The sequence below is a fragment of the Rathayibacter sp. AC451 genome, assembly GCF_979253095.1.
Genome location: NZ_CEEDBD010000001.1, coordinates 1,471,496 through 1,491,401, shown reverse-complemented (window position 1 = coordinate 1,491,401; position 19,906 = coordinate 1,471,496). Strand labels below are relative to the sequence as shown.

The window sequence follows — 19,906 nt, the reverse complement described above, 5'->3', positions numbered from 1 at the left end:
ACGCCTTCCCTCCTCCGCCTTGCAGCTCACCACCCCGAGACCCGCGACCTCTGCTGGAGGCGCGGAGAGGGCCGTGCTGCGCACGAGCCGAGGGGGGAGGGGGCCGTGCTGCGCACGAGCCGAGGGGGGAGGGGCCGTGCTGCGCACGAGCAGCTGCTCAGGAGCGGGGGGCCCACCTCTGCTGATCGAGTAGCCCGCGGAGCGGGCGTATCGAGATCCACGTCCGCCAGACGGCGGGCGCAACCGACACGACACAACGAACGGAAGGAACGGCATGACGGAGACCTTGCTCACCAGGAGCGGCACGGCGCAGGACGCGCAGTGGTGGCGGCAGGCGGCGGTGTACCAGGTGTACCCGCGGAGCTTCGCGGACGCGGACGGGGACGGGATCGGCGACCTGAAGGGGATCATCGCGCGCATCCCCTACCTCCGCGAGCTCGGGATCGACGCGGTGTGGCTGAGCCCCTTCTACCCGTCGGCGCTGGCCGACGGCGGGTACGACGTGGCGGACTACCGCGACGTCGATCCGCGGATCGGGACCCTCGCCGAGTTCGACGAGATGACGCGGCGGCTGCACGAGTCGGGCATCCGCGTGATCGTCGACATCGTGCCGAATCACTCCTCCGATCTGCACCCCTGGTTCCAGGAGGCGCTCGCGGCACCGAAGGGCTCGCCCGAGCGCGAGCGCTACGTCTTCCGCGACGGCCGCGGCACCGACGGCTCCCTCCCGCCCAGCGACTGGGAGTCGGTGTTCGGCGGGTCGGCCTGGGAGCCGGTGGGCGACGGCCAGTGGTACCTGCACCTCTTCGCGAAGGAGCAGCCCGACTGGAACTGGGCGAACCGCGAGATCCGCGACGACTTCCTCGACACCCTCCGCTTCTGGTCCGACCGCGGGGTCGACGGCTTCCGGATCGACGTGGCGCACTCGCTCGTGAAGGACCTCAGCGAGCCGCTCCCCGCGGCCGCCGAGATCCAGGAGCAGCGCCTCGACGGCTCGCACCCGTTCTGGGACCGCGACGAGGTCCACGAGGTCTACGCCGAGTGGCGCGCGCTGTTCGACTCCTACGACCCGCCGCGCACCGCCGTCGCCGAGGCCTGGGTCGACGCGTCGCGCCGCGCCCGGTACGCGAGCCCGGAGGGCCTGGGCCAGGCGTTCAACTTCGACCTGCTGGAGGCCGACTTCGATGCGGAGGAGTTCCGCCGGCTGATCTCGTTCAACCTCGCGCTCGCCGCCGAGTCGGGCTCCTCGACGACCTGGGTGCTCTCGAACCACGACGTGGTGCGTCACGCGACGCGCTACGGGCTGCCGGCCCGCGGGGACGCTCCGACCGCCCCCGCGAAGCAGTGGCTGCTCAGCGGGGAGTGGAGCCCCAGCTGGACGCCGAGCGGGGTCTGCGCCGAGCCCGCGCCGCGACGCTCCTGCTGCTCGCGCTGCCCGGGTCCGCCTACCTCTACCAGGGCGAGGAACTGGGTCTGCACGAGGTGCCCGCGATCCCGGATGCGCAGCGCCAGGACCCCACGTTCTTCCGCAGCGGCGGCACCGACGTCGGCCGCGACGGCTGCCGCGTGCCCCTGCCCTGGGCGGAGACGGGCGAGTCGCTGGGCTTCGGTTCCGGCGGCGCGCACCTGCCGCAGCCGGAGTGGTTCGCGGACTCCTCCGTCCAGGCGCAGGAGCGCGATGAGGAGTCGACGCTCGCGCTCTACCGCCGGGCGCTCGCGCTGCGGCACGAGCTGCAGTCCGGCGAGCAGCTCGAGTGGCTCGACTCCGGAGCCGATGTGCTGCACTTCGCACGCCCGAACGGCTGGCGCTCGGCGACGAACCTGGGCGCGGTCCCGGTCGACCTCCCCGCCGGAGAGGTGCTGCTGGCGAGCGGACCTCTGACGGACGGCGTCCTGCCTCCTGAGACCACGGTCTGGCTGCGCTGAACCGCTGAACGACGAGAGCGCCCCCGCGCCGATCCGAGGATCGAGGTGCGGGGGCGCTCCGGCGTGTCAGGGGGTCAGTGCGTCGACGGGTCCTGCTCGACCTCGGAGCGGTCGCCCGACCACAGCGTGTGGAAGGTGCCCTGCTTGTCGACGCGCTGGTAGGTGTGCGCGCCGAAGAAGTCGCGCTGGCCCTGGACGAGGGCGGCGGGGAGGCGCTTCGAGGCGAGCGAGTCGTAGTAGGACAGCGCGGCGCCGAAGCCGGGGATCGGCACGCCCGAGAGCGCGGCGGTCGAGACGATGCGGCGCCAGGCGGCCTCGCCGTTCGCGACGGCCTCGGCGAAGTACGGGTCCTCGAGGAGCGTCGTGATGCCCGCGTTCTCGGCGTAGGCGTCGACGATGCGGTTGAGGAACTGCGCGCGGATGATGCAGCCCGCGCGCCAGATCTTCGCGACGGCGCCCTTGTCGATCTCCCAGCCGTACTTCTCGGCACCGGCGATGATCGCGTCGAAGCCCTGCGAGTAGGCGACGACCTTCGAGGCGTAGAGGGCGGCGCGGACGTCGTCCTCGAAGCCGTCGTAGAGCGCGACCGGGGTCGGACGCGACGTGACGCGGTTCTGCACCGCGGCGCGCTGCTCCGGCTTCGACGAGACCGCGCGGGCGAAGACGGCCTCGGCGATGCCGCCGACGGGCACGCCCAGGTCCAGCGCGTTCTGCACGGTCCAGACGCCGGTGCCCTTGGAGCCGGCCTGGTCGAGGACGACGTCGATGAACGGCGAGCCGGTCTCGGCGTCGACCTGGCGGAGCACCTCGGCGGTGATCTCGATCAGGTACGACTCGAGGTCGCCCTTGTTCCACGCGTCGAAGACCTCGGCGATGGCGGCGGGCTCGTGGCCGCCGACCGTGCGGAGGAGGTCGTAGGCCTCGGCGATGAGCTGCATGTCGGCGTACTCGATGCCGTTGTGGATCATCTTGACGAAGTGGCCGGCGCCGTCGGTGCCGATGTGGGTGACGCAGGGCTCGCCCTCGGCGACCGCCGCGATCGAGGAGAGGATCGGTCCGAGCGTCTTGTACGACTCGACCGAGCCGCCGGGCATGATCGACGGGCCCTTGAGCGCGCCCTCCTCGCCGCCCGAGATGCCGGTGCCGACGAAGTGGATGCCGGTCTCGCGGACCGCCTTCTCGCGGCGGATGGTGTCGGTGAAGAGCGCGTTGCCGCCGTCGACGATGATGTCGCCGGGCTCGAAGACCTTCGTCAGCTGGTCGATGACGGCGTCGGTGCCGCGGCCGGCCTGGACCATGATGATCGCGGTCCGCGGAGTGGCGAGCGAGGCGGCGAAGTCCTCGATCGTCTCCGAGGCGACGAAGCCGGCCTCGGGGTGCTCGGTGATCAGCGTCTCGGTGCGACCGTAGGAGCGGTTGAAGACGGCCACGGTGTTGCCCTCGCGGCTGGCGAGGTTGCGGGCCAGGTTCGAGCCCATCACCGCCAGACCGACGACTCCGATGTTGGCTGTGGCGGTGGGCTTGTCAGACACGGTTCTCCTCGACGTACGCGTTCAGGGACGCGCCCAGGGTACCGAAGCACCCCTCCGGGAGCCCGGGTCCGCGACTGCACATCGGTCGCGGCCCGGATTCACGGCCGTGCGCGGCCGCTCAGACGGTGTGGTCGGTCGGCACGCGCTCCGCGGGGATCGGCGGCGGCGGCGGGGTGCCGTCGCCGAACGGGCGGCCGCCCAGCTCGTCGCGGTGCGAGGGGACGCGCCAGCCCGACAGATCGGGGCCCTTCGGGACCACTCCGGTCGGATTGATGTCGCGCTGCACCTCGTAGTAGTGCGACTTGATGTGGGTGAAGTCGATGGTGTCCCCGAAGCCCGGAGTCGCGAACAGATCGCGCGCGTAGGCCCAGAGCGCGGGCATCGCCGAGAGCAGGTTCCGGTTCGCCTTGAAGTGGCTGTAGTAGACGGCGTCGAAGCGGGCCAGCGTCGTGAACAGGCGCACATCCGCCTCGGTGATGGTGTCGCCGACCAGGTAGCGCTGCGTGGCGAGGCGCTCCTCGAGCCAGTCGAGGCGAGCCCAGAGCGCGTCGTAGGCGCGCTCGTACGACTTCTGCGACCCCGCGAACCCGCACTTGTAGACGCCGTTGTTGACGTCCTGGAAGACCAGCTCGGCCACCTCGTCGATCTCGTCGCGGAGGTGGTCCGGGTAGAGCTCCGGCGCTCCGTCGCGGTGGAACGCGGTCCACTCGGTCGAGAAGTCGAGGGTCATCCGCGGGTAGTCGTTGGTGACGACCTCGCCGGAGGGGATGTCGACGATCGCCGGCACGGTGATGCCGCGCGGGTAGTCGGGGAAGCGCTTCAGGAACGCGTCCTGCAGGCGCGGGATGCCCAGCACCGGATCGACGCCGCCGGGATCGATGTCGAACGTCCAGCTGCGCTTGTCGTGGGTCGGACCGCAGATGCCCATCGAGAGGGCGTCCTCGAGTCCGAGCAGGCGCCGGACGATCACGGCGCGGTTCGCCCACGGGCAGGCCCGCGAGACCACGAGCCGGTAGCGGCCCGCCTCGACGGGGAAGCCGTCGCTGCCGTCGGCGGTGATCCGAGTGGGGATGTAGTTCGTGTCGCGGTGGAACCCGTTCTTCTCCACGTAGGAGCCGAAGTCGTCGTCAGTCATGGCCCGAACGCTAACGAGTGCTCCTGACCGCCTCCCGTGCTCCTGACCGCTTCTTGGCAGGGCTCCGCGGGTGGCGGAGGAGGGGATCGGCCGGTAGGGTGGGCAGCTGAACTTCGGCGAGGGATGCACCACGCATCCGTGATCGACGCGGTGGAAGCAGGCGAGGCCCCGAGAGGGGCGCCGCGGACTTTTCCTCACGCTGACATGCGTTCGAGTCGAAACCCCGTCCGTGGCCTCGGCCACGACCCCGATCCGGTGGCGTGCGCGCCGCCCAAGGAGAACATCATGGCTGAACTCACCAACAAGGTCGTCGCGGAGCTCCGCACCTCGTTCGGCAAGGGAGCGGCGCGCAAGATCCGCGCCCAGGACAAGATCCCCGCGGTCCTCTACGGCCACGGCACCGAGCCCCAGCACGTCACGCTGCCGGGCCACCAGGTCCTGCTGCTGACCCGCAAGGCGAACGCGATCCTCGAGCTCGACATCGACGGCACCCCCCAGACCACCCTGGTCAAGGACATCCAGCGCGACCCGGTGCGCCAGATCATCGAGCACATCGACCTCGTGGTCATCAAGCTCGGCGAGAAGGTCTCGGTCGACATCCCCGTGCACGTCGAGGGCGAGGCCGCTCCCGGCACCCTCGTGTCGATCGACGCCAACACGCTCTCGCTCGAGGTCGACGCGACCAAGATCCCGCAGAACATCGTCATCTCGGTCGAGGGCCTCGAGGCCGGCACCCAGATCGCCGCCGGCGACGTCGTGCTGCCCGACGGCGCGACCCTCGTCACCGAGGCCGACGTGCTGGTCGTCAACGTCACCGCCGAGGTCGAGCAGGACCTGGGCGACGAGGACGAGACGCCGGCGTCGGGCGACGTCGTCGCCGAGACCGCCGAGTAGTCTCCCCACCCGCACCACCGGACGGGCCCGCCGCGAGAGCGAGCGGGCCCGTTCCGCATCCGGGGCACACCCGGGCTTCCCCCGCATCGGCACGAGAAGAGGACCACCATGGGCGACACCTGGCTCGTCGTCGGGCTCGGCAACCCGGGCGCGCAGTACGCGCGGAACCGCCACAACGTGGGCCAGATGGTGCTCGACGAGCTCGCCTCCCGGATCAGCGGCTCCTTCCGCCGGCACACGCGGGCGAACGCGACGGTGGCCGAGGGGTTCCTCCGCCCCGGCGGGCCGAAGCTCGTCCTCGGCAAGCCGAACAGCTTCATGAACCTCTCGGGCGGCCCCACCTCGCAGCTGCTCGACTTCTACTCGCTGGCTCCCGGGCGCCTGATCGTGGTGCACGACGAGCTCGACATCCCCTTCGACACCCTGCGCTTGAAGCAGGGCGGCGGTCACGGGGGCCACAACGGGATCCGCGACATCCTCGCCGCGACCGACGGCGCCGAGTTCCTCCGGGTGCGGGTCGGCATCGGACGCCCGCCCGGACGCCAGCCCGCGGCCGACTTCGTCCTGAAGGACTTCGCCGGCCCCGAGCGCGAGACGCTGCCGATCCTGATCCAGGACGCGGCCGACGCCGTCGAGCTGATCGCCGACTCCGGCCTCGCCGCCGCCCAGCTCAAGTTCCACACGAGCGCCTGAGCCTGCCTCACCGAGGGAACCCCGGACCGTCGGGGGAACCCGGAGCAACGGGCTCCCTCGACCGTCCGGGGTTCCCTCACGGACGGACCGGCCGCCGCCGAGCACGGCTCCGTGTCGGGGGTCCGCAGTAAACTCGGACAGTGCCCCTCAACGAGATCATCTCGGCGCTTTCGCGCGCCTCCACGTTCGACGACGCACTGGCGTACGCGGTGCGCGATGCCGACTTCTCCCTGACCGACGGACTCCGCGTGCCCCTGCTCGCGGGCCTGCTCGAGCGTCGTGCCGAGGCGGGCCGCCCCCAGGCCGCCCTCGTCGTCACCGCCACCGGCCGCGACTCCGAGAACGTCCGCGCCTCGCTCAGCTGCATGCTGCCCGGCGCCGACGTCGTCGAGTTCCCCGCATGGGAGACGCTGCCGCACGAGCGGCTGAGCCCGAGCGCCGAGATCGTGGGGCGCCGCCTCGACGCCCTGCGCCGCATGAAGACGTGGAGCGCCGAGAAGCCGCTGGTCGTCGTCGCGTCCGTGCGCGCCGCCCTTCAGCCCGTCGCCGACAACCTCGCCGACATCGCGCCGATCCGCCTCGAGAAGGGCGGGCGCGGCTACGACCTCGGCCGCATCGCCGCCGAGCTGGTCGACCTCGCCTACGCGCGCGTGGACATGGTCACCCGCCGCGGCGAGTTCGCGGTCCGCGGCGGCATCCTCGACGTCTTCCCTGCCGTCGCCGAGCACCCCAGCCGCGTCGACTTCTTCGGCGACGAAGTGGACTCGATCCGCGCGTTCTCGGTCGCCGACCAGCGCTCGCTCCCCGGAGAGTCCGACTCGGTCGTCATGCCGCCCAGCCGCGAGCTGCTGCTGGTCCCGGCCGTCCGCCAGCGTGCCCGCGAGATGCTGCACGAGTTCCCGAGCCTGTCGGGGATGCTCGCGAAGATCGCCGAGGGCATCCCGGTCGAGGGCATGGAGTCGCTGGCGCCGGCGCTGCTCGAGCGCCTCGTGCCGATCTCGCACTACCTCCCCGCGGGAGCGGCGGTCGCCGTCCTCGCCCCCGAGCGGGTCGCCACCCGCGCGATCAGCCTCGCCGAGACCAACCGCGAGTTCCTGCAGGCCGCGTGGAGCGCCGCCACGGCCGGGGCGGAGGCGCCGATCGACCTCGCGTCGGGCGAGTTCATCTCCCTCGGCGCGTTGCGCGACTCCGTGAAGTTCAGCGCCCCCGGTGCCGCCGCTCCCGACCACCCGTGGTGGACCATGAGCACCTTCCGCCAGGGCCCGGCCGCGGGCGAGGCGGAGGTGCTCCCCGAGGACCTCGGGATCGACGAGATCCTCGCCGTGCGCGTCGAGGGCGAGCCCGTCCCCGGCTTCGGGGCGAACGTCGAGGGCGCGCTCGCGCACGTCCGCTCGCGCCTCGCCGACGGCTGGACCGTCGTCCTCACCGCGCCCGGCACCGGCACCGTCGAGCGCACCGATCAGGTCCTCGCCGAGCACGAGCTCGCCGCGCGGATCGTGCCCGACCTGCCCGAGAGCGTCGAGCCCGGCCTCGCCTACGTGCTGCAGGCGTCCGTCGACCACGGCTTCGAGGTGCCGGAGGCGAAGCTCGCGCTGCTCACGGACACCGAGTTCTACGGGCGCACCGTCGGCTACGACTCCCGCGCCGTGAAGAAGCTCGCGTCGCGCCGCAAGAACGTCGTCGATCCGCTGCAGCTCACTCCGGGCGATCACGTCGTGCACGCCACGCACGGCATCGGCCGGTTCGTCGAGCTCTCGCAGCGCGAGGTCTCCAGCGGCGGGCGCAACGCGGTGAAGACCAAGCGCGAGTACCTCGTGCTCGAGTACGCGCCCAGCAAGCGCGGCTTCCCGGGCGACAAGCTCCTGGTGCCCACCGACCAGCTCGACCTCCTCTCGCGCTACGTCGGAGGAGAGGCGCCTGCGCTGAGCAAGATGGGCGGCAGCGACTGGGCGCAGGCCAAGAGCAAGGCGCGCCGAGCGGTCCGCGACATCGCGGTGGAGCTCGTGAAGCTCTACTCCGCCCGCATGGCGTCGCCCGGGCACGCCTTCCCGCCGGACACCCCCTGGCAGCGCGAGCTCGAGGAGGCGTTCCCCTTCGCCGAGACGCCCGATCAGCTGACCGTCATCGACGAGGTGAAGGCCGACATGGAGCGGCCGATCCCGATGGACCGCCTGCTCTCGGGCGACGTCGGCTTCGGCAAGACCGAGGTCGCCGTGCGCGCCGCGTTCAAGGCGATCCAGGACGGCAAGCAGGTCGCGATGCTCGTCCCGACGACGCTGCTCGTGCGCCAGCACCTCGAGACCTTCCAGGAGCGCTTCGCCGGGTTCCCCGTGCACCTGCGCGCCCTGAGCCGCTTCCAGAGCGCGAAGGAGTCGAAGGAGACGATCGACGGCCTCGCCGACGGCACGGTCGACATGGTCATCGCGACCCACCGGCTCCTCTCGGACAACATCGCCTTCAAGGACCTCGGCCTCCTCGTGATCGACGAGGAGCAGCGCTTCGGCGTCGAGCACAAGGAGAAGCTGAAGGCGCTGAAGAAGAACGTCGACATCCTCTCGATGAGCGCGACCCCCATCCCGCGCACGCTCGAGATGGCGGTCACCGGCATCCGCGAGATGTCGACCCTGGCGACCCCGCCCGAGGAGCGGCACCCCATCCTCACCTTCGTCGGGCCGTACTCCGAGAAGCAGGTCGGCGCCGCGATCCGTCGCGAGCTGCTGCGCGAGGGCCAGGTGTTCTTCGTGCACAACCGCGTCTCCACGATCAACCGCGTCGCCTCGCAGCTCGCCGAGCTGGTGCCGGAGGCGCGGATCGCCGTCGCCCACGGCAAGCTGAGCGAGGCGCAGCTCGAGCGCATCATCGTCGACTTCTGGGAGCGCAAGTTCGACGTCCTCGTCTCGACGACCATCGTCGAGACCGGCCTCGACATCCCCAATGCCAACACCCTCATCGTCGACCGCGCCGACAAGTACGGGCTCTCGCAGCTCCACCAGCTGCGCGGACGCGTGGGCCGCGGACGCGAGCGCGCCTACGCCTACCTGCTCTACGACGAGACCACGCCGCTCAGCGAGACGGCGCACGACCGGCTGCAGACGCTCGCGGCCAACACCGACCTCGGCGGCGGCATGCAGATCGCGCTGAAGGACCTCGAGATCCGCGGGGCCGGCAACCTGCTCGGCGGCGAGCAGTCCGGTCACATCCAGGGCGTCGGCTTCGACCTCTACCTGCGGATGATCGGCGAGGCCGTCGACACGTTCCGCGGAGACGTCGCCGAGGGCCAGACCGAGCTGCGGCTCGAGCTGCCCGTCGACGCCCGCATCCCGGAGGAGTACGTCGACAGCGAGCGGCTGCGCCTGGAGGCGTACCAGAAGCTGTCGGCCGCGTCCTCGCCCACCGCGAAGCAGGGCAGCGTCGAGCTGGTCGTCGAGGAGCTCACCGACCGCTACGGCGAACTGCCCGAGGCGGTCGAGAACCTCATCCTGGTCTCGCGGCTGCGGATGCGCGCTCAGAAGGCCGGGCTCAGCGACGTCGTCGCCATGGGCTCGAACGTCCGCGTCGCGCCGGCGCACCTCGCCGACTCGATCCAGGTCCGGCTGCGTCGCATGTACCCGAGCGCCAAGTACCTCCAGCAGGCGAACGCGGTCGTCGTCCCGATGCCCGTCGTCGACGGCGTGCCGCTGAACGATCGCGCCCTCATCGACTGGGTCGCGAACCTGCTCGAGGCGCTCTTCCCCGAGCCGGTCGCGGTCGCGAGCTGACCGTCCGCCACCCGACCCAGAACGAAGGATCACCGTGACCGCACCCGACCAGCACTCCGTCCCGCCCCGCGTCCCCGCGCCCGACGAGTCCAGCATCCCCGAGCTCGAGGACGACGAGACCGTCGCCCCGCGCCCCGAGGAGGAGGCGGCCGACGTCGCCCGTGCCGAGCCCGACGTCGCAGACCACTCCTAGCCCGGCGAGCCTCCGCGAGATGCCACTCCGGCACGATGGCATGTCGCGTGCCGGAGTGGCCTCTCGCGGCGGTCGTCAGTGCCCGAAGTGCGCCCGGACCTCGGCCTTCCAGCGGTCGCGGTCCTCGGCCGAGATGAACGCGGCGTCGAACGAGTTCAGCGCGAGCTGCTCGAGCTGCGCGTCGTCCATGCCGAGCTCCTCGACGAGCGCCCGGTAGTTCGCATCGACGTAGCCGCCGAAGTAGGGCGGGTCGTCGCTCGAGACCGTCGCGACGAGGCCCTGCCGGAGCATCTCGGGCAGCGGGTGGTCCTTCATCGTGTCGACCGCCCGCAGAGCGACGTTCGACAGGGGGCAGACGGTCACCGGCACCTTCTGCACTCGGAGCATCGCCACGACCGCCGGGTCCTCCATCGCGCGGATGCCGTGGTCGATCCGCTCCACCTTCAGCAGCTCGAGTGTCGCCGCCACCGTCTCCGGGCCGCCCTCCTCGCCGGCGTGCGCGACGAGCCGCAACCCCTCGGCCGCCGCGCGTGCGTAGACGTCGACGAAGAGCTCCGGTCCGAAGCCGACCTCGTTCGAGTCGAGCCCGACCCCGATGATGTGCTCGCGGTAGGGGAGGATCGCCGTCAGCATCTCGTCGGCCGCCTCCGCGCCGAGGTCGCGCAGGAAGCACATGATCAGGTCCGTCGAGATGCCGTGCGTCTCGACGCTGGGCCCGAGAGCCCGCGTGAGACCGGCCATGACGGTCTCGAGCGCGACCCCGTTGCCGAGGTGCGTCTGCGGGTCGAAGAAGATCTCGGCGCGGCGCACGTTGGCGAGCTTCGCGCGGTCGAGGTAGCCGGTGGCGAGCTCGAAGAAGTCGCGCTCGGTCTTCAGCACCGTGAGATTCGAGTAGTGCAGGTCGAGGAACGAGCCGAGGTCGGTGAACGCGTACCGGGCGCGCAGGGCGTCGATGTCCTCGGTCGGCAGGGCGACTCCGTTGCGGCGCGCCATCTCGACGATGTGCTCGGGCTCGATCGTGCCCTCGATGTGGATGTGCAGCTCGGCGCTCGGCGGGGCGCCTCGGTCGAGGGGAGTGGTGTCGGGCACGGTGATCCTGTTCCGGGTCGCCGGGTGCGCCCCGCGGCGACGATAGCCGCGTCGTGTTACGGCCCGATGACCGACGGATGTGGACTCCGCTGACCGGCGGATGCGGAGGCCGCGGGGCGCCGACAGGATGAAGGCATGCCGCTGCTCGCCCGTCGTCGCCGCTCCGCCCCCTCGGCAGCCGGCGTTCCGCTCGTCCGGCTCCGCGACGTCGCCGTGCGGACGGCCGAGGCCGAGCTGCTGGCGCCGCTCTCGCTGGAGGTCGAGGCGGGGGCGGTCGTCGCGGTCACCGGTCCCAACGGCAGCGGCAAGACCACCCTGCTCCGCGTGATCGCCGGGCTCACCCCTCCTACCGCCGGCACCGTCGAGGTCGCGGGCGCTCCGGTGGACGAGCGCTCCCGTGAGCACCGCCGCCGCGTCGCAGCCCTCCTCGGCACACCGCCTGTCGAGCGGGACCTCACCCTCGAGGAGCACCTGGCGATGGTCGCTCTTTCGTGGGGCGCATCGCTGGACGACGCCCGCGCCGAAGCGTCCCGGGGCCTCGACGCCCTCGGACTCTCTCCGCTCGCCCTCCGCTTCCCCCACGAGCTCTCCTCGGGTCAGACCCAGCTCTTCTCGCTCGCCCTCGTCCTCGCGCGCCCGAGCGAGGTGCTGCTGCTCGACGAGCCGGAGCAGCGGCTCGACGTCGACCGCGTGCCGCTCGCCGTGGAGGTGCTCCGCGAGGCCGCGCGCGGGCGTGCTGTGCTCCTCGCGACGCACAGCTCGGTCATGACCGAGGGGCTGGCGACGCGGGTGATCGAGCTGGGCGCCCGATGAGCGCGTCCCGGATCCGCGCCGTCCGCGCGCTGCACCGCTCCCGCTCAGCAGCGGATCACGGCGGCGGCGCCTACGCCGGCTACCTCGCAGCTCTGACCCTCCTCGTCGTGGTGCTGCCGGTGCTGCGGGCCCTCGTGCTGCTGCTCGGCGACCCCGGACCGGCCCTCGCCTCCCTGGATCCGTCCCTGGTCGTCGGAGTCGCGGCGGCGCTCCTCCTGCCCGCCGCGGTCCTCCTGGGCCGGGTCCGCGGCCCCGCGGTGGGGGAGCCGCACACCACGGCCGTGCTGCTCGCGACCGATCTGCCCCGACGCCTCGTCCTCCGCCGGCCCGTGGCCGTCTCGGGTGCCGTCGTCGTCCTGGCGGGCGTCGCCGCCGCGCTCCTCGGAGCGATCGCCTCCGACTCTCCCTGGCCGATCGCCGCGACGGCCGGAGCCGCGCTCGGCGTCCTCGCCTCTGTCGCCTGGCTCGCCGGGCAGTGCCTGCCGCCGCGGTCCTCCGCCGTGCTCGCCGCCGTCCTCGTCGTCGTGGCGGCGGCCGCGGGCGCACTGGCCGCCGGCGCGGTCACCGAGACCGGGCCGCTGCAGCTGCGGACCCTCGCCGCGCTGCTCGCCCTGGCCGCTCTCGCCCTGGCCGCCGTTCCTCCCCTGCTCGACACCGTCCGCGGCCCCGTCGTGGTGGCCCAGTCGCGCCAGTGGCGTGCGGCCCTGGGCAGGGGAGCGATCGGGGAGCTCGCCGACGCGCTCGAGGGCTACCGGCCGAGGCCCGCTCGCCTCCGCCGCGTCACCGCGGTGCGCCTCGCTCCGTTCGCCCTCGCGGTGCCGATCCGGGACGCCGTCGGATCCCTCCGCACTCCGGGGCGCTCCGCAGCGGGAGCCGCCGCCCTCGCGGGCGCCGGCGTCGCGCTGGCCGTCGCGACCGTCGTGCCCCCGTCGCTCCTGGCGGTCCCCGCGGTGATCGCCGGGCTCCTCGCCTACAGCGGAGCAGGGGTGTGGAGCGACGGCTTCCGGCACGCCGCCGCGACGGCCGGACAGCCCGCGCTGCTCGCACCCGCTCCGTTCGATCTGCTCCTGCTGCACGGGATCCTGCCGCTGGTCCTCGCCACGGCGCTCGTCCTCGGCGGCGCGGTCCTCGTCACCGGACCCGCCGCCCCGGCGATCGCCGCGGCAGTGGTCGCAGTCGCCGCCCGAGCGATGGACGCCACGCGCGGGCCACTGCCCCCGTCGCTCCTGAACCCGGTCCCTCTGCCGATCGGCGACGGTGCGGGAGTGATGGTGCTGCTCTGGAACCTGGCCGGCGTGCTCGTGGCGGGCGCCGCGGCCGTCGGAGTCGCAGCCGCGCCCGGTCTCGTCGCCGCGGTCCCGCTCGTGGTCGCCGCATGCCTGCTCGTGGCACGGCACCGCCTCGCCCGCGCGTGAGGGGCGGCAACGATCGCGGATGCGAGGATGGCCGGGTGACCGCGCATCCCCGGCTCGACGAGCTCATCCGCACCGTCCACGTCCTCCGCGCTCCGGGCGGCTGCCCGTGGGACGCCGAGCAGACCCACGAGTCGCTCGTGCGCTACCTCATCGAGGAGTCGCACGAGCTCGTCGACGCGATCGAGGCGGGCGACCGCGCCGATCTGATCGAGGAGCTCGGCGACGTGCTCTACCAGGTGCTCTTCCACGCCGATCTCGCCGCCGACGGCTCCGAGCCGTTCACCATCGAGGACGTCGCCGCGCACATGAACGCCAAGATGATCGGCCGCCACCCGCACGTCTTCGGCGACGCCACGGCCGAGACGGCCGACGACGTCATCGCGGTCTGGGACGAGCTGAAGAGGACCGAGAAGCCGCACCGCACGAGCGTCCTCGACGGCATACCCCAGGGCATGCCCGCGCTGGCCCTCGCCGACAAGGTGATCGGCAAGGCGACGACCCTCGGCATCGTCGACGCGGGGGAGGGGCCGCTGCCGATCGAGTCCGAGGACGACCTCGGGCCCCTGCTGCTCGCGATCGTCGCCTCCGCTCGGGCGCAGGGCCTGGACGCCGAGCGCGCCCTCCGCACCGCGACCCGCGACCTGCAGGACGAGATCCGGGCCGTCGAGCGCGAGCGCGCCGCCGACTAGCCGCGGTCAGGCGACGCGGCGCCCCTTCGGCAGCCGTGCGGCCGGCGTCGCCGTGCGCCGGATCGCTCCGAGCACCAGTCCGACCGCGAGCACCAGTTGCAGAGCGAGGCCGACGAACCACGACGGCACCGTCTCGGCGAACGTCTCCGCGGGCCCGCGGTACTCCTGCTCCGACGTCCCGGTGCAGTCGATCTCGACCTCCAGCTCCGGCGGGATCTGCGCCTGGCGGACCCCGAGCGCGATGCTCCCGAACAGGTCCGAGGGCTGCCCGTAGTCATCGAGTCGCGGAGGCACCGCGTCGGCGAGGACGACGAACGGGTTGAGCGCCAGCAGCCCCCAGTAGTAGTCGTAGCGCGGAGCGACGCTGTCGTACCCCGAGCCGCACGCGGGATCGGGGTTCCCCTCGCCGTCGACGAAGACGGTCCGCGTCTCGGACGTCGTCACCGTCGTGAGGAGGCCGAACGCGATCAGCGATCCGACGCTCAGCGCCGCGACCACGAGGTAGGTGGTGACCACCGACATGAGCGGCCGATCGAGGATCCCGCTGAGCCCCACTCCGATCGCCGCGACCACTCCGAGCTGCACGGCGAGCACGAGCACCGAGACGAGCGCCGAGACCGCCGAGACGCCCCCCACCAGCACCGCCACGAGCAGGAACGGCAGCGTGCTGACCAGGAACGCGAGGGCGACCAGCCAGGCGGAGGCGAGCTTGCCGAGCACGAGCTGCGGAGTGGTCAGGAGCGTCACCTGCATCGTCGCAAGCGTTCCCGCGTCGCGTTCTCCGTTGATCGCGGCGCCGGACAGCGCGGGCGTGACCAGGCTGCCCAGCAGCAGCACGAAGTAGACGAGGACGGAGTAGATCCAGCCGCCGACCTGGGCGCCGCTGCCCGACAGGACGCCGCTCGCGACGACGAGGAGCCCTGTGACGGCTCCCACGAGCAGGAAGAACAGTCCGAGCAGCACGAAGGACGAGACGCCGCGGACGCGCTGAGCGAGCTCGAGCCGGACGACGAGTCCCACACCCCGGAGGAACGGAAGGGCGCGGACGGGCTCGGGAAGGGTCGTCGTGGTCATCGTGCGGATTCCTCCGTCGTCGCCGTGCCCGTTCGCCGAAGGTCGGCGAAGGTGTGCTCGAGCTGTCCGACGGCCGGGGCGAAGCGGCTGACCGCGACCCCCGCGCCGACCAGTGCCGCGAGGAGTGCCGCGGCGGCCGCGTCATCGGCGACGGGCACGAGCACCGCGTCGCGATCCTCCTGGGCGACGGCGCCGGTCACCCGCGCGACGAGGCCGGCCAGCTCGCGCCCGCCGATCGACACCGCCTCGATGCGCCAGGTGCGGAGCGATCCGGCCGCGTGCGAGACCGCCTCCTGCGACGCCGTGGTGCCGGCGTCGAGAAACACGGCCGCGTCGGCCATCTCGTCGAGCTCGGCGAGCACATGGCTGGAGACGAGCACCGTCCGTCCCTCGCCCGCGAGCCGCAGGACGAGGTCGCGCAGGGCGATCCGCGCCCCGGGATCCAGGCCCGAGGCGGGCTCGTCGAGCACGAGGACGGCGGGGTCGTGCACGAGCGCCCGCGCGAGGCTCAGGCGCTGCTTCTGCCCGCGCGAGAGCACGCGGGTGGGCCGGTCGGCGAGCTCGACGAGGTCGACCAGGCCGAGCAGCTCGTCGGCGCGCGCCTCGGCGTCGGCGCGGGGCAGTCCGTAGAGCATGCCGGTGGTGCGCAGCGTCGCCCGCGAGGTCAGTGCCGCCCAGGAGCCGAGCACGTCGGGCATCCAGCCGAGCGACGCCCGCACGGCGGCCGGCTCGGCGACCGGGTCGTGCCCGGCCACGAGCAGTCGGCCCGCGTCGGGCCGGAGGAGCGTGGCGAGCAGGAGCATGAGCGTGGTCTTGCCCGCTCCGTTGGGGCCGACCAGCGCTGTCACCTCGCCGGGGCGCGCCTCGAACGTCGCGTCCCGCACGGCGTGCACGGACCCGAAGGAGCGCGAGACGCCCTCGGCGACGATGCCGCCGATCCCGGATCCGGAGCGGAAGCCGCGGGGCACCGCGTCGGGCACGTCGTCGTAGCGGGCGAACCCGTCCTGGTCGAACCCGTCCTGGTCGAAGTCGTGCTGGTCCGCGTGCATCCGGTCCCCGTCCGTCGCCGCCCGGGGGTCCCCTCGACCGTCCGGGCGCGGCGAGCCTAGCCGACGCCCGTGTCGGACGGCTCGGCGGCGCCGGACGCGTGGTCGGGGGTCTGGGACAATCGAGCCCATGGCCTCCTCGATCACCCCGCCCCGCGGCATGCGCGACTTCCTCCCGGCCGACAAGGCGAAGCGCGAGCACGCGCTCGCCGTCATCCGCCGCGTCTACGCGTCGCACGGCTTCGACGAGATCGAGACCCCCGTCGTCGAGGACTTCGAGCGACTGCACTCGGGCCTCGGCGGCGACAACGAGAAGCTCGCCTTCAGCGTGCTGCGCCGCGGCCTCTCCCACGACGACCTCGCCGCGGCCGCCGAGTCCGACGACCCGTCGGCGCTCGCCGATCTGGGGCTCCGCTTCGACCTCACCGTCCCGCTCGCCCGTTTCTACGCCACGCACCGGGCCGAGCTCCCCACCGTCTTCCGCTCGGTGCAGATCGCTCCGGTCTGGCGCGCCGAGCGCCCGCAGAAGGGCCGCTACCGCCAGTTCGTGCAGTGCGACATCGACATCATCGGCGAGCCCGGCCAGTTGGCCGAGGTCGAGCTGATCACCGCGACCGCATCGGCGCTCGACACCCTGGGGCTGCGCGACTGCACGATCCGGATCAACGACCGACGGCTCCTGCTGGGCATCCTCGAGCACTGCGGATTCGCGCCCGAGCGCTTCGGGCCGGCCCTGATCTCGATCGACAAGCTCGACAAGATCGGCGCCGCGGGCGTCGTCGCCGAGCTCGAGGCCGACGGAGCGGACGCCGCGGCGGTCCTCGGCGGCTACCTCGCGCGCATCGAGGAGGCGGTCAGCGGCGGGGGTGTGCCGATGGAGGAGTCCGCGATCCTCCAGATCCTGCCCGAGGGCGTCGACCCCGAGGCGGTGCTCGCGCTCGAGACCCTGGCCCGCGCGCTGCGCTCCCTGCCGGCCGGCGTCTCGCTCCGCTTCGACCCCACCCTCGTGCGCGGCATGGGCTACTACACCGGGACCATCTTCGAGATCGCGCACCCCTCCTCCGGCTCCTCGGTCGGCGGAGGAGGACGGTACGACGGCATGATCGGCCGGTTCCTCGGCCAGGACGTGCCCGCGTGCGGCTTCTCGATCGGCTTCGAGCGCATCGTCGAGCTGATCGACGTGCCCGTCGACGACCGCCCGGATGCGGTCGTGCTCGTGCACGAGCGCGACGCGGCACCCGAGACGCTGCTCGCGCTCAAGCAGGAGCTGATCGCGCGCGGCTCCCGGGTGCGGCTGGAGCGCCGCAGCAAGAACCTCACTCCGCTCCTGGACCGGGCCGCTGCGGCGGGCTTCACCCGCTTCGCCCTCGTTCCGCGCGACGGCGCGGACGTCGACTCCCTGACGTTCAAGCCGCTGGGCTGATCGAGCGGACTCGGGAGGGGCTCCACCCGATCCGCCGGACGGGTTCGCCTGAGTGGCGCATTCGTTGGCGGATCCGTGAGAGCCTTAATACCCGCGAAATCTGCGGACACACCCGAGAAATCTCCCGAGGATAGCGTCGAGGCACCCGATCGGCGCGACTTGGCGCGCCTGGACGGGCACCCGTCGCCACCCGCGCACCACAGCAGCAGCATCACCGCGGCCGCTCCCAGCAGCCCCGACGATCTCGACCCGAGGAGTCCCCCTTGACCCTGTCGCCCTTCCGCACCCCGGCCTTCGACCGCCGCAGCCTCCTCCGCATGGCGGGCGTGGCCGGCCTCGCCCTCGGGGGCGCCTCCGTCCTCGCCTCCTGCTCCTCCGACGCCTCCGGCTCGACCGGCGGCGGCGGCGAGGGCGGCGACCTCGGCACCCTGAAGGTCCAGCTCTCGTGGATCAAGAACGAGGAGTTCTCGGGCGAGTTCTTCGCCGACTCGAAGGGGTACTACACCGAGGCCGGCCTCTCGGGCGTCACCCTCACCGCGGGCCCGTCGACCGGCACCGCGGAACTGCTCTCGGGTTCCGCCGACGTCGCGCTCAGCGACGCCGTCTCGGTCGGCACCGTGATCGCCCAGCAGGAGGCTCCGCTGAAGATCATCGGCGCGACCTACCAGAAGAACCCCTTCACGGTCCTCTCGATCGCGACCGCGGGCAACATCGCCACCCCGGCCGACATGGCCGGCAAGAAGATCGGCGTCCAGGCGTCGAACACCTCGCTGTTCCAGGCGCTCCTCGCCGCGAACGGCCTCTCCGAGTCCGACCTCACCGTCGTGCCGGTCGAGTACGACCCCTCCGTCCTCATCAACGGCACCGTCGACGGCTTCATCGCCTACCTGACCAACGAGTCGATCACCGTCGCGAACGAGGGCTACGAGGTCGTCAACCTGCCCTTCGCCGACAACGGACTGCCGTTCGTCGCCGAGACCTTCACGGTCACCGAGCAGGCCATCGCCGAGAAGCGCGACGCGCTGAAGGCGTTCCTGGTCGCCGAGATCAAGGGCTGGACCGACGCCGTGCAGGACCCGGAGGCGGGCGCGATGCTCGCCGTCGAGGAGTACGGCAAGGACCTGGGTCTGGACGAGGCCTCCTCGAAGGAGGGCGCGACGATCCAGGCCGAGCAGCTCGTGGTCTCGGACGACACCGCGTCGAACGGCCTCTTCACGATCTCGGACGAGCTGCAGAGCGAGACCATCGCCTCGCTCGCCGGCGCCGGCATCGACATCGCCGCCGACGACCTCTTCGACATGAGCCTCCTCGCCGAGGTCTACGAGGAGAACCCCGAGCTCGTCGACTACGCCGCCTGATCCCGGCGCCGATCCACCTCCACGAAGGGCACCACCCGTGACCGACACGACCGACGCCGGCCTCCTGCGCGAGCAGGACGCCGGCGGCACCGGCATCCAGATCCACGGCCTGTCGAAGACGTTCCGGATGGGCTCCCGCAGCGTCACGGCGCTGCAGGACACGGATCTGCACACCGATCAGGGCAGCTTCCTCGCGCTGCTTGGCCCCTCGGGGTGCGGCAAGTCGACGATCCTCCGCATCCTCGCGGGGCTGGAGGAGCCCACGTCCGGCTCCATCCGGGTCGACGGCCGCACCCCGAAGGAGCTGCGCCGCGACAACAAGCTCGGCATCGCCTTCCAGGACCACGCGCTCCTGCCGTGGCGCAGCGTCATGTCGAACATCCGCCTCCCGTTCGAGATCGCGGGCAAGAAGGTCGACCAGTCCTACATCGACGAGCTCATCGACCTGGTGGGCCTGCGCGGCTTCGAGAAGGCCAAGCCCGCTCAGCTCTCGGGCGGCATGCGCCAGCGCGTCTCGATCGCGCGGTGCCTCATCCTCAAGCCCGAGGTGCTCCTGCTCGACGAGCCGTTCGGCGCGCTCGACGACATGACGCGGCAGAAGCTCAACCTCGAGCTGCTGCGCATCTGGACCGAGAAGCCCGCCACCACGCTGCTCGTCACGCACGGCATCTCGGAGGCGATCTTCCTGTCGGACCGCGTGGCCGTGATGAGCCCGCGCCCAGGCCGGGTCAAGGAGATCATCGACATCGACCTGCCCCGTCCGCGCACGCCCGAGATGCAGCGCACCCCCGAGTTCCACGCGTACGTCGACCAGGCCTCCGAGCTGCTGTTCGGCGACGGCGGCGCGGCCGCCGACGAGCACTAGGAC

15 protein-coding genes and 1 pseudogene are annotated in these 19,906 nt (G+C 72.2%); 11 read left to right on the top strand and 5 right to left on the bottom strand.

The features are described 5' to 3' along the window. Window positions 1-274 precede the first annotated feature (274 nt). Window positions 275-1,926, top strand: a pseudogene (locus tag AC0CID_RS07165) (glycoside hydrolase family 13 protein). Window positions 1,927-2,000: 74 nt separating this feature from the next. Here AC0CID_RS07165 and gndA read toward each other — a convergent pair. Both gndA and AC0CID_RS07155 read right to left on the bottom strand, forming a co-directional pair. After that, window positions 2,001-3,404: an NADP-dependent phosphogluconate dehydrogenase gene (gene gndA, locus AC0CID_RS07160; protein ID WP_242683003.1), complete on the bottom strand. Its 1,404-nt coding sequence runs from the start codon at window positions 3,402-3,404 to the stop codon at window positions 2,001-2,003. A 172-nt stretch (window positions 3,405-3,576) separates the two neighbouring features. After that, window positions 3,577-4,593: a glutathione S-transferase family protein gene (locus AC0CID_RS07155; RefSeq protein WP_465226270.1), complete on the bottom strand. Its 1,017-nt coding sequence runs from the start codon at window positions 4,591-4,593 to the stop codon at window positions 3,577-3,579. A 285-nt stretch (window positions 4,594-4,878) separates the two neighbouring features. Here AC0CID_RS07155 and AC0CID_RS07150 point away from each other — a divergent pair, with 285 nt between their 5' ends. The 4 genes from AC0CID_RS07150 (at window position 4,879) to AC0CID_RS07135 (ending at window position 10,131) form a co-directional block, all read left to right on the top strand. Continuing rightward, window positions 4,879-5,487, top strand: coding sequence for a 50S ribosomal protein L25/general stress protein Ctc (locus AC0CID_RS07150; protein ID WP_465226269.1), 609 nt, complete (start codon window positions 4,879-4,881; stop codon window positions 5,485-5,487). 108 nt (window positions 5,488-5,595) lie between these two features. Next, on the top strand, window positions 5,596-6,180 hold the full coding sequence (pth, locus tag AC0CID_RS07145) for an aminoacyl-tRNA hydrolase (RefSeq protein ID WP_465226268.1): 585 nt from the start codon (window positions 5,596-5,598) through the stop codon (window positions 6,178-6,180). A 140-nt stretch (window positions 6,181-6,320) separates the two neighbouring features. Next, complete coding sequence (gene mfd / locus AC0CID_RS07140; RefSeq protein WP_207403459.1) at window positions 6,321-9,938, top strand: transcription-repair coupling factor; 3,618 nt, start codon at window positions 6,321-6,323, stop codon at window positions 9,936-9,938. 34 nt (window positions 9,939-9,972) lie between these two features. Further along, window positions 9,973-10,131, top strand: a complete 159-nt coding sequence (locus AC0CID_RS07135) for a hypothetical protein (protein WP_465226267.1) — start codon at window positions 9,973-9,975, stop codon at window positions 10,129-10,131. Between the two features lie 75 nt (window positions 10,132-10,206). Here the strand turns inward: AC0CID_RS07135 and AC0CID_RS07130 are convergent, their stop codons facing one another. After that, the gene (locus tag AC0CID_RS07130) at window positions 10,207-11,220 is read right to left on the bottom strand and encodes an adenosine deaminase (RefSeq protein WP_465226266.1); all 1,014 of its coding nucleotides are present in this window, start codon (window positions 11,218-11,220) and stop codon (window positions 10,207-10,209) included. Window positions 11,221-11,355: 135 nt separating this feature from the next. Here AC0CID_RS07130 and AC0CID_RS07125 point away from each other — a divergent pair, with 135 nt between their 5' ends. The 3 genes from AC0CID_RS07125 to AC0CID_RS07115 are packed head-to-tail and all read left to right on the top strand — an operon-like array spanning window position 11,356 to window position 14,137. Beyond that, entirely contained in the window at window positions 11,356-12,033 is a 678-nt protein-coding gene (locus tag AC0CID_RS07125; protein WP_465226265.1) for an ABC transporter ATP-binding protein, read from the top strand. Continuing rightward, window positions 12,030-13,448 (top strand): hypothetical protein, encoded by a 1,419-nt coding sequence (locus tag AC0CID_RS07120; RefSeq protein WP_465226264.1) that lies wholly within the window; start codon window positions 12,030-12,032, stop codon window positions 13,446-13,448. The genes AC0CID_RS07125 and AC0CID_RS07120 overlap by 4 nt, the downstream gene beginning before the upstream one ends. Window positions 13,449-13,483: 35 nt before the next feature. Next, a complete protein-coding gene (locus tag AC0CID_RS07115) occupies window positions 13,484-14,137 on the top strand; it encodes a nucleoside triphosphate pyrophosphohydrolase (protein ID WP_307786082.1) in 654 nt (217 codons plus the stop codon). A 6-nt stretch (window positions 14,138-14,143) separates the two neighbouring features. On the opposite strand, the gene AC0CID_RS07110 is transcribed toward AC0CID_RS07115, so the two are convergent. Beyond that, the gene (locus AC0CID_RS07110; RefSeq protein WP_465226263.1) at window positions 14,144-15,211 is read right to left on the bottom strand and encodes an ABC transporter permease; all 1,068 of its coding nucleotides are present in this window, start codon (window positions 15,209-15,211) and stop codon (window positions 14,144-14,146) included. Beyond that, on the bottom strand, window positions 15,208-16,260 hold the full coding sequence (locus AC0CID_RS07105; protein WP_465226262.1) for an ABC transporter ATP-binding protein: 1,053 nt from the start codon (window positions 16,258-16,260) through the stop codon (window positions 15,208-15,210). Before AC0CID_RS07105 ends, AC0CID_RS07110 begins: the two co-directional genes overlap by 4 nt. Window positions 16,261-16,387: 127 nt before the next feature. Between AC0CID_RS07105 and hisS the strand changes: the two genes are divergently transcribed. From hisS to AC0CID_RS07090, 3 genes are all read left to right on the top strand, one after another. After that, window positions 16,388-17,680: a histidine--tRNA ligase gene (gene hisS, locus AC0CID_RS07100; RefSeq protein WP_465226261.1), complete on the top strand. Its 1,293-nt coding sequence runs from the start codon at window positions 16,388-16,390 to the stop codon at window positions 17,678-17,680. A 263-nt stretch (window positions 17,681-17,943) separates the two neighbouring features. Then, a complete protein-coding gene (locus AC0CID_RS07095; RefSeq protein ID WP_465226260.1) occupies window positions 17,944-19,038 on the top strand; it encodes an ABC transporter substrate-binding protein in 1,095 nt (364 codons plus the stop codon). 127 nt (window positions 19,039-19,165) lie between these two features. Further along, window positions 19,166-19,903 carry an ABC transporter ATP-binding protein gene (locus tag AC0CID_RS07090; RefSeq protein WP_465228062.1) on the top strand — a complete coding sequence of 246 codons (738 nt, stop codon included), beginning with the start codon at window positions 19,166-19,168 and terminating at the stop codon, window positions 19,901-19,903. Window positions 19,904-19,906 lie beyond the last annotated feature (3 nt).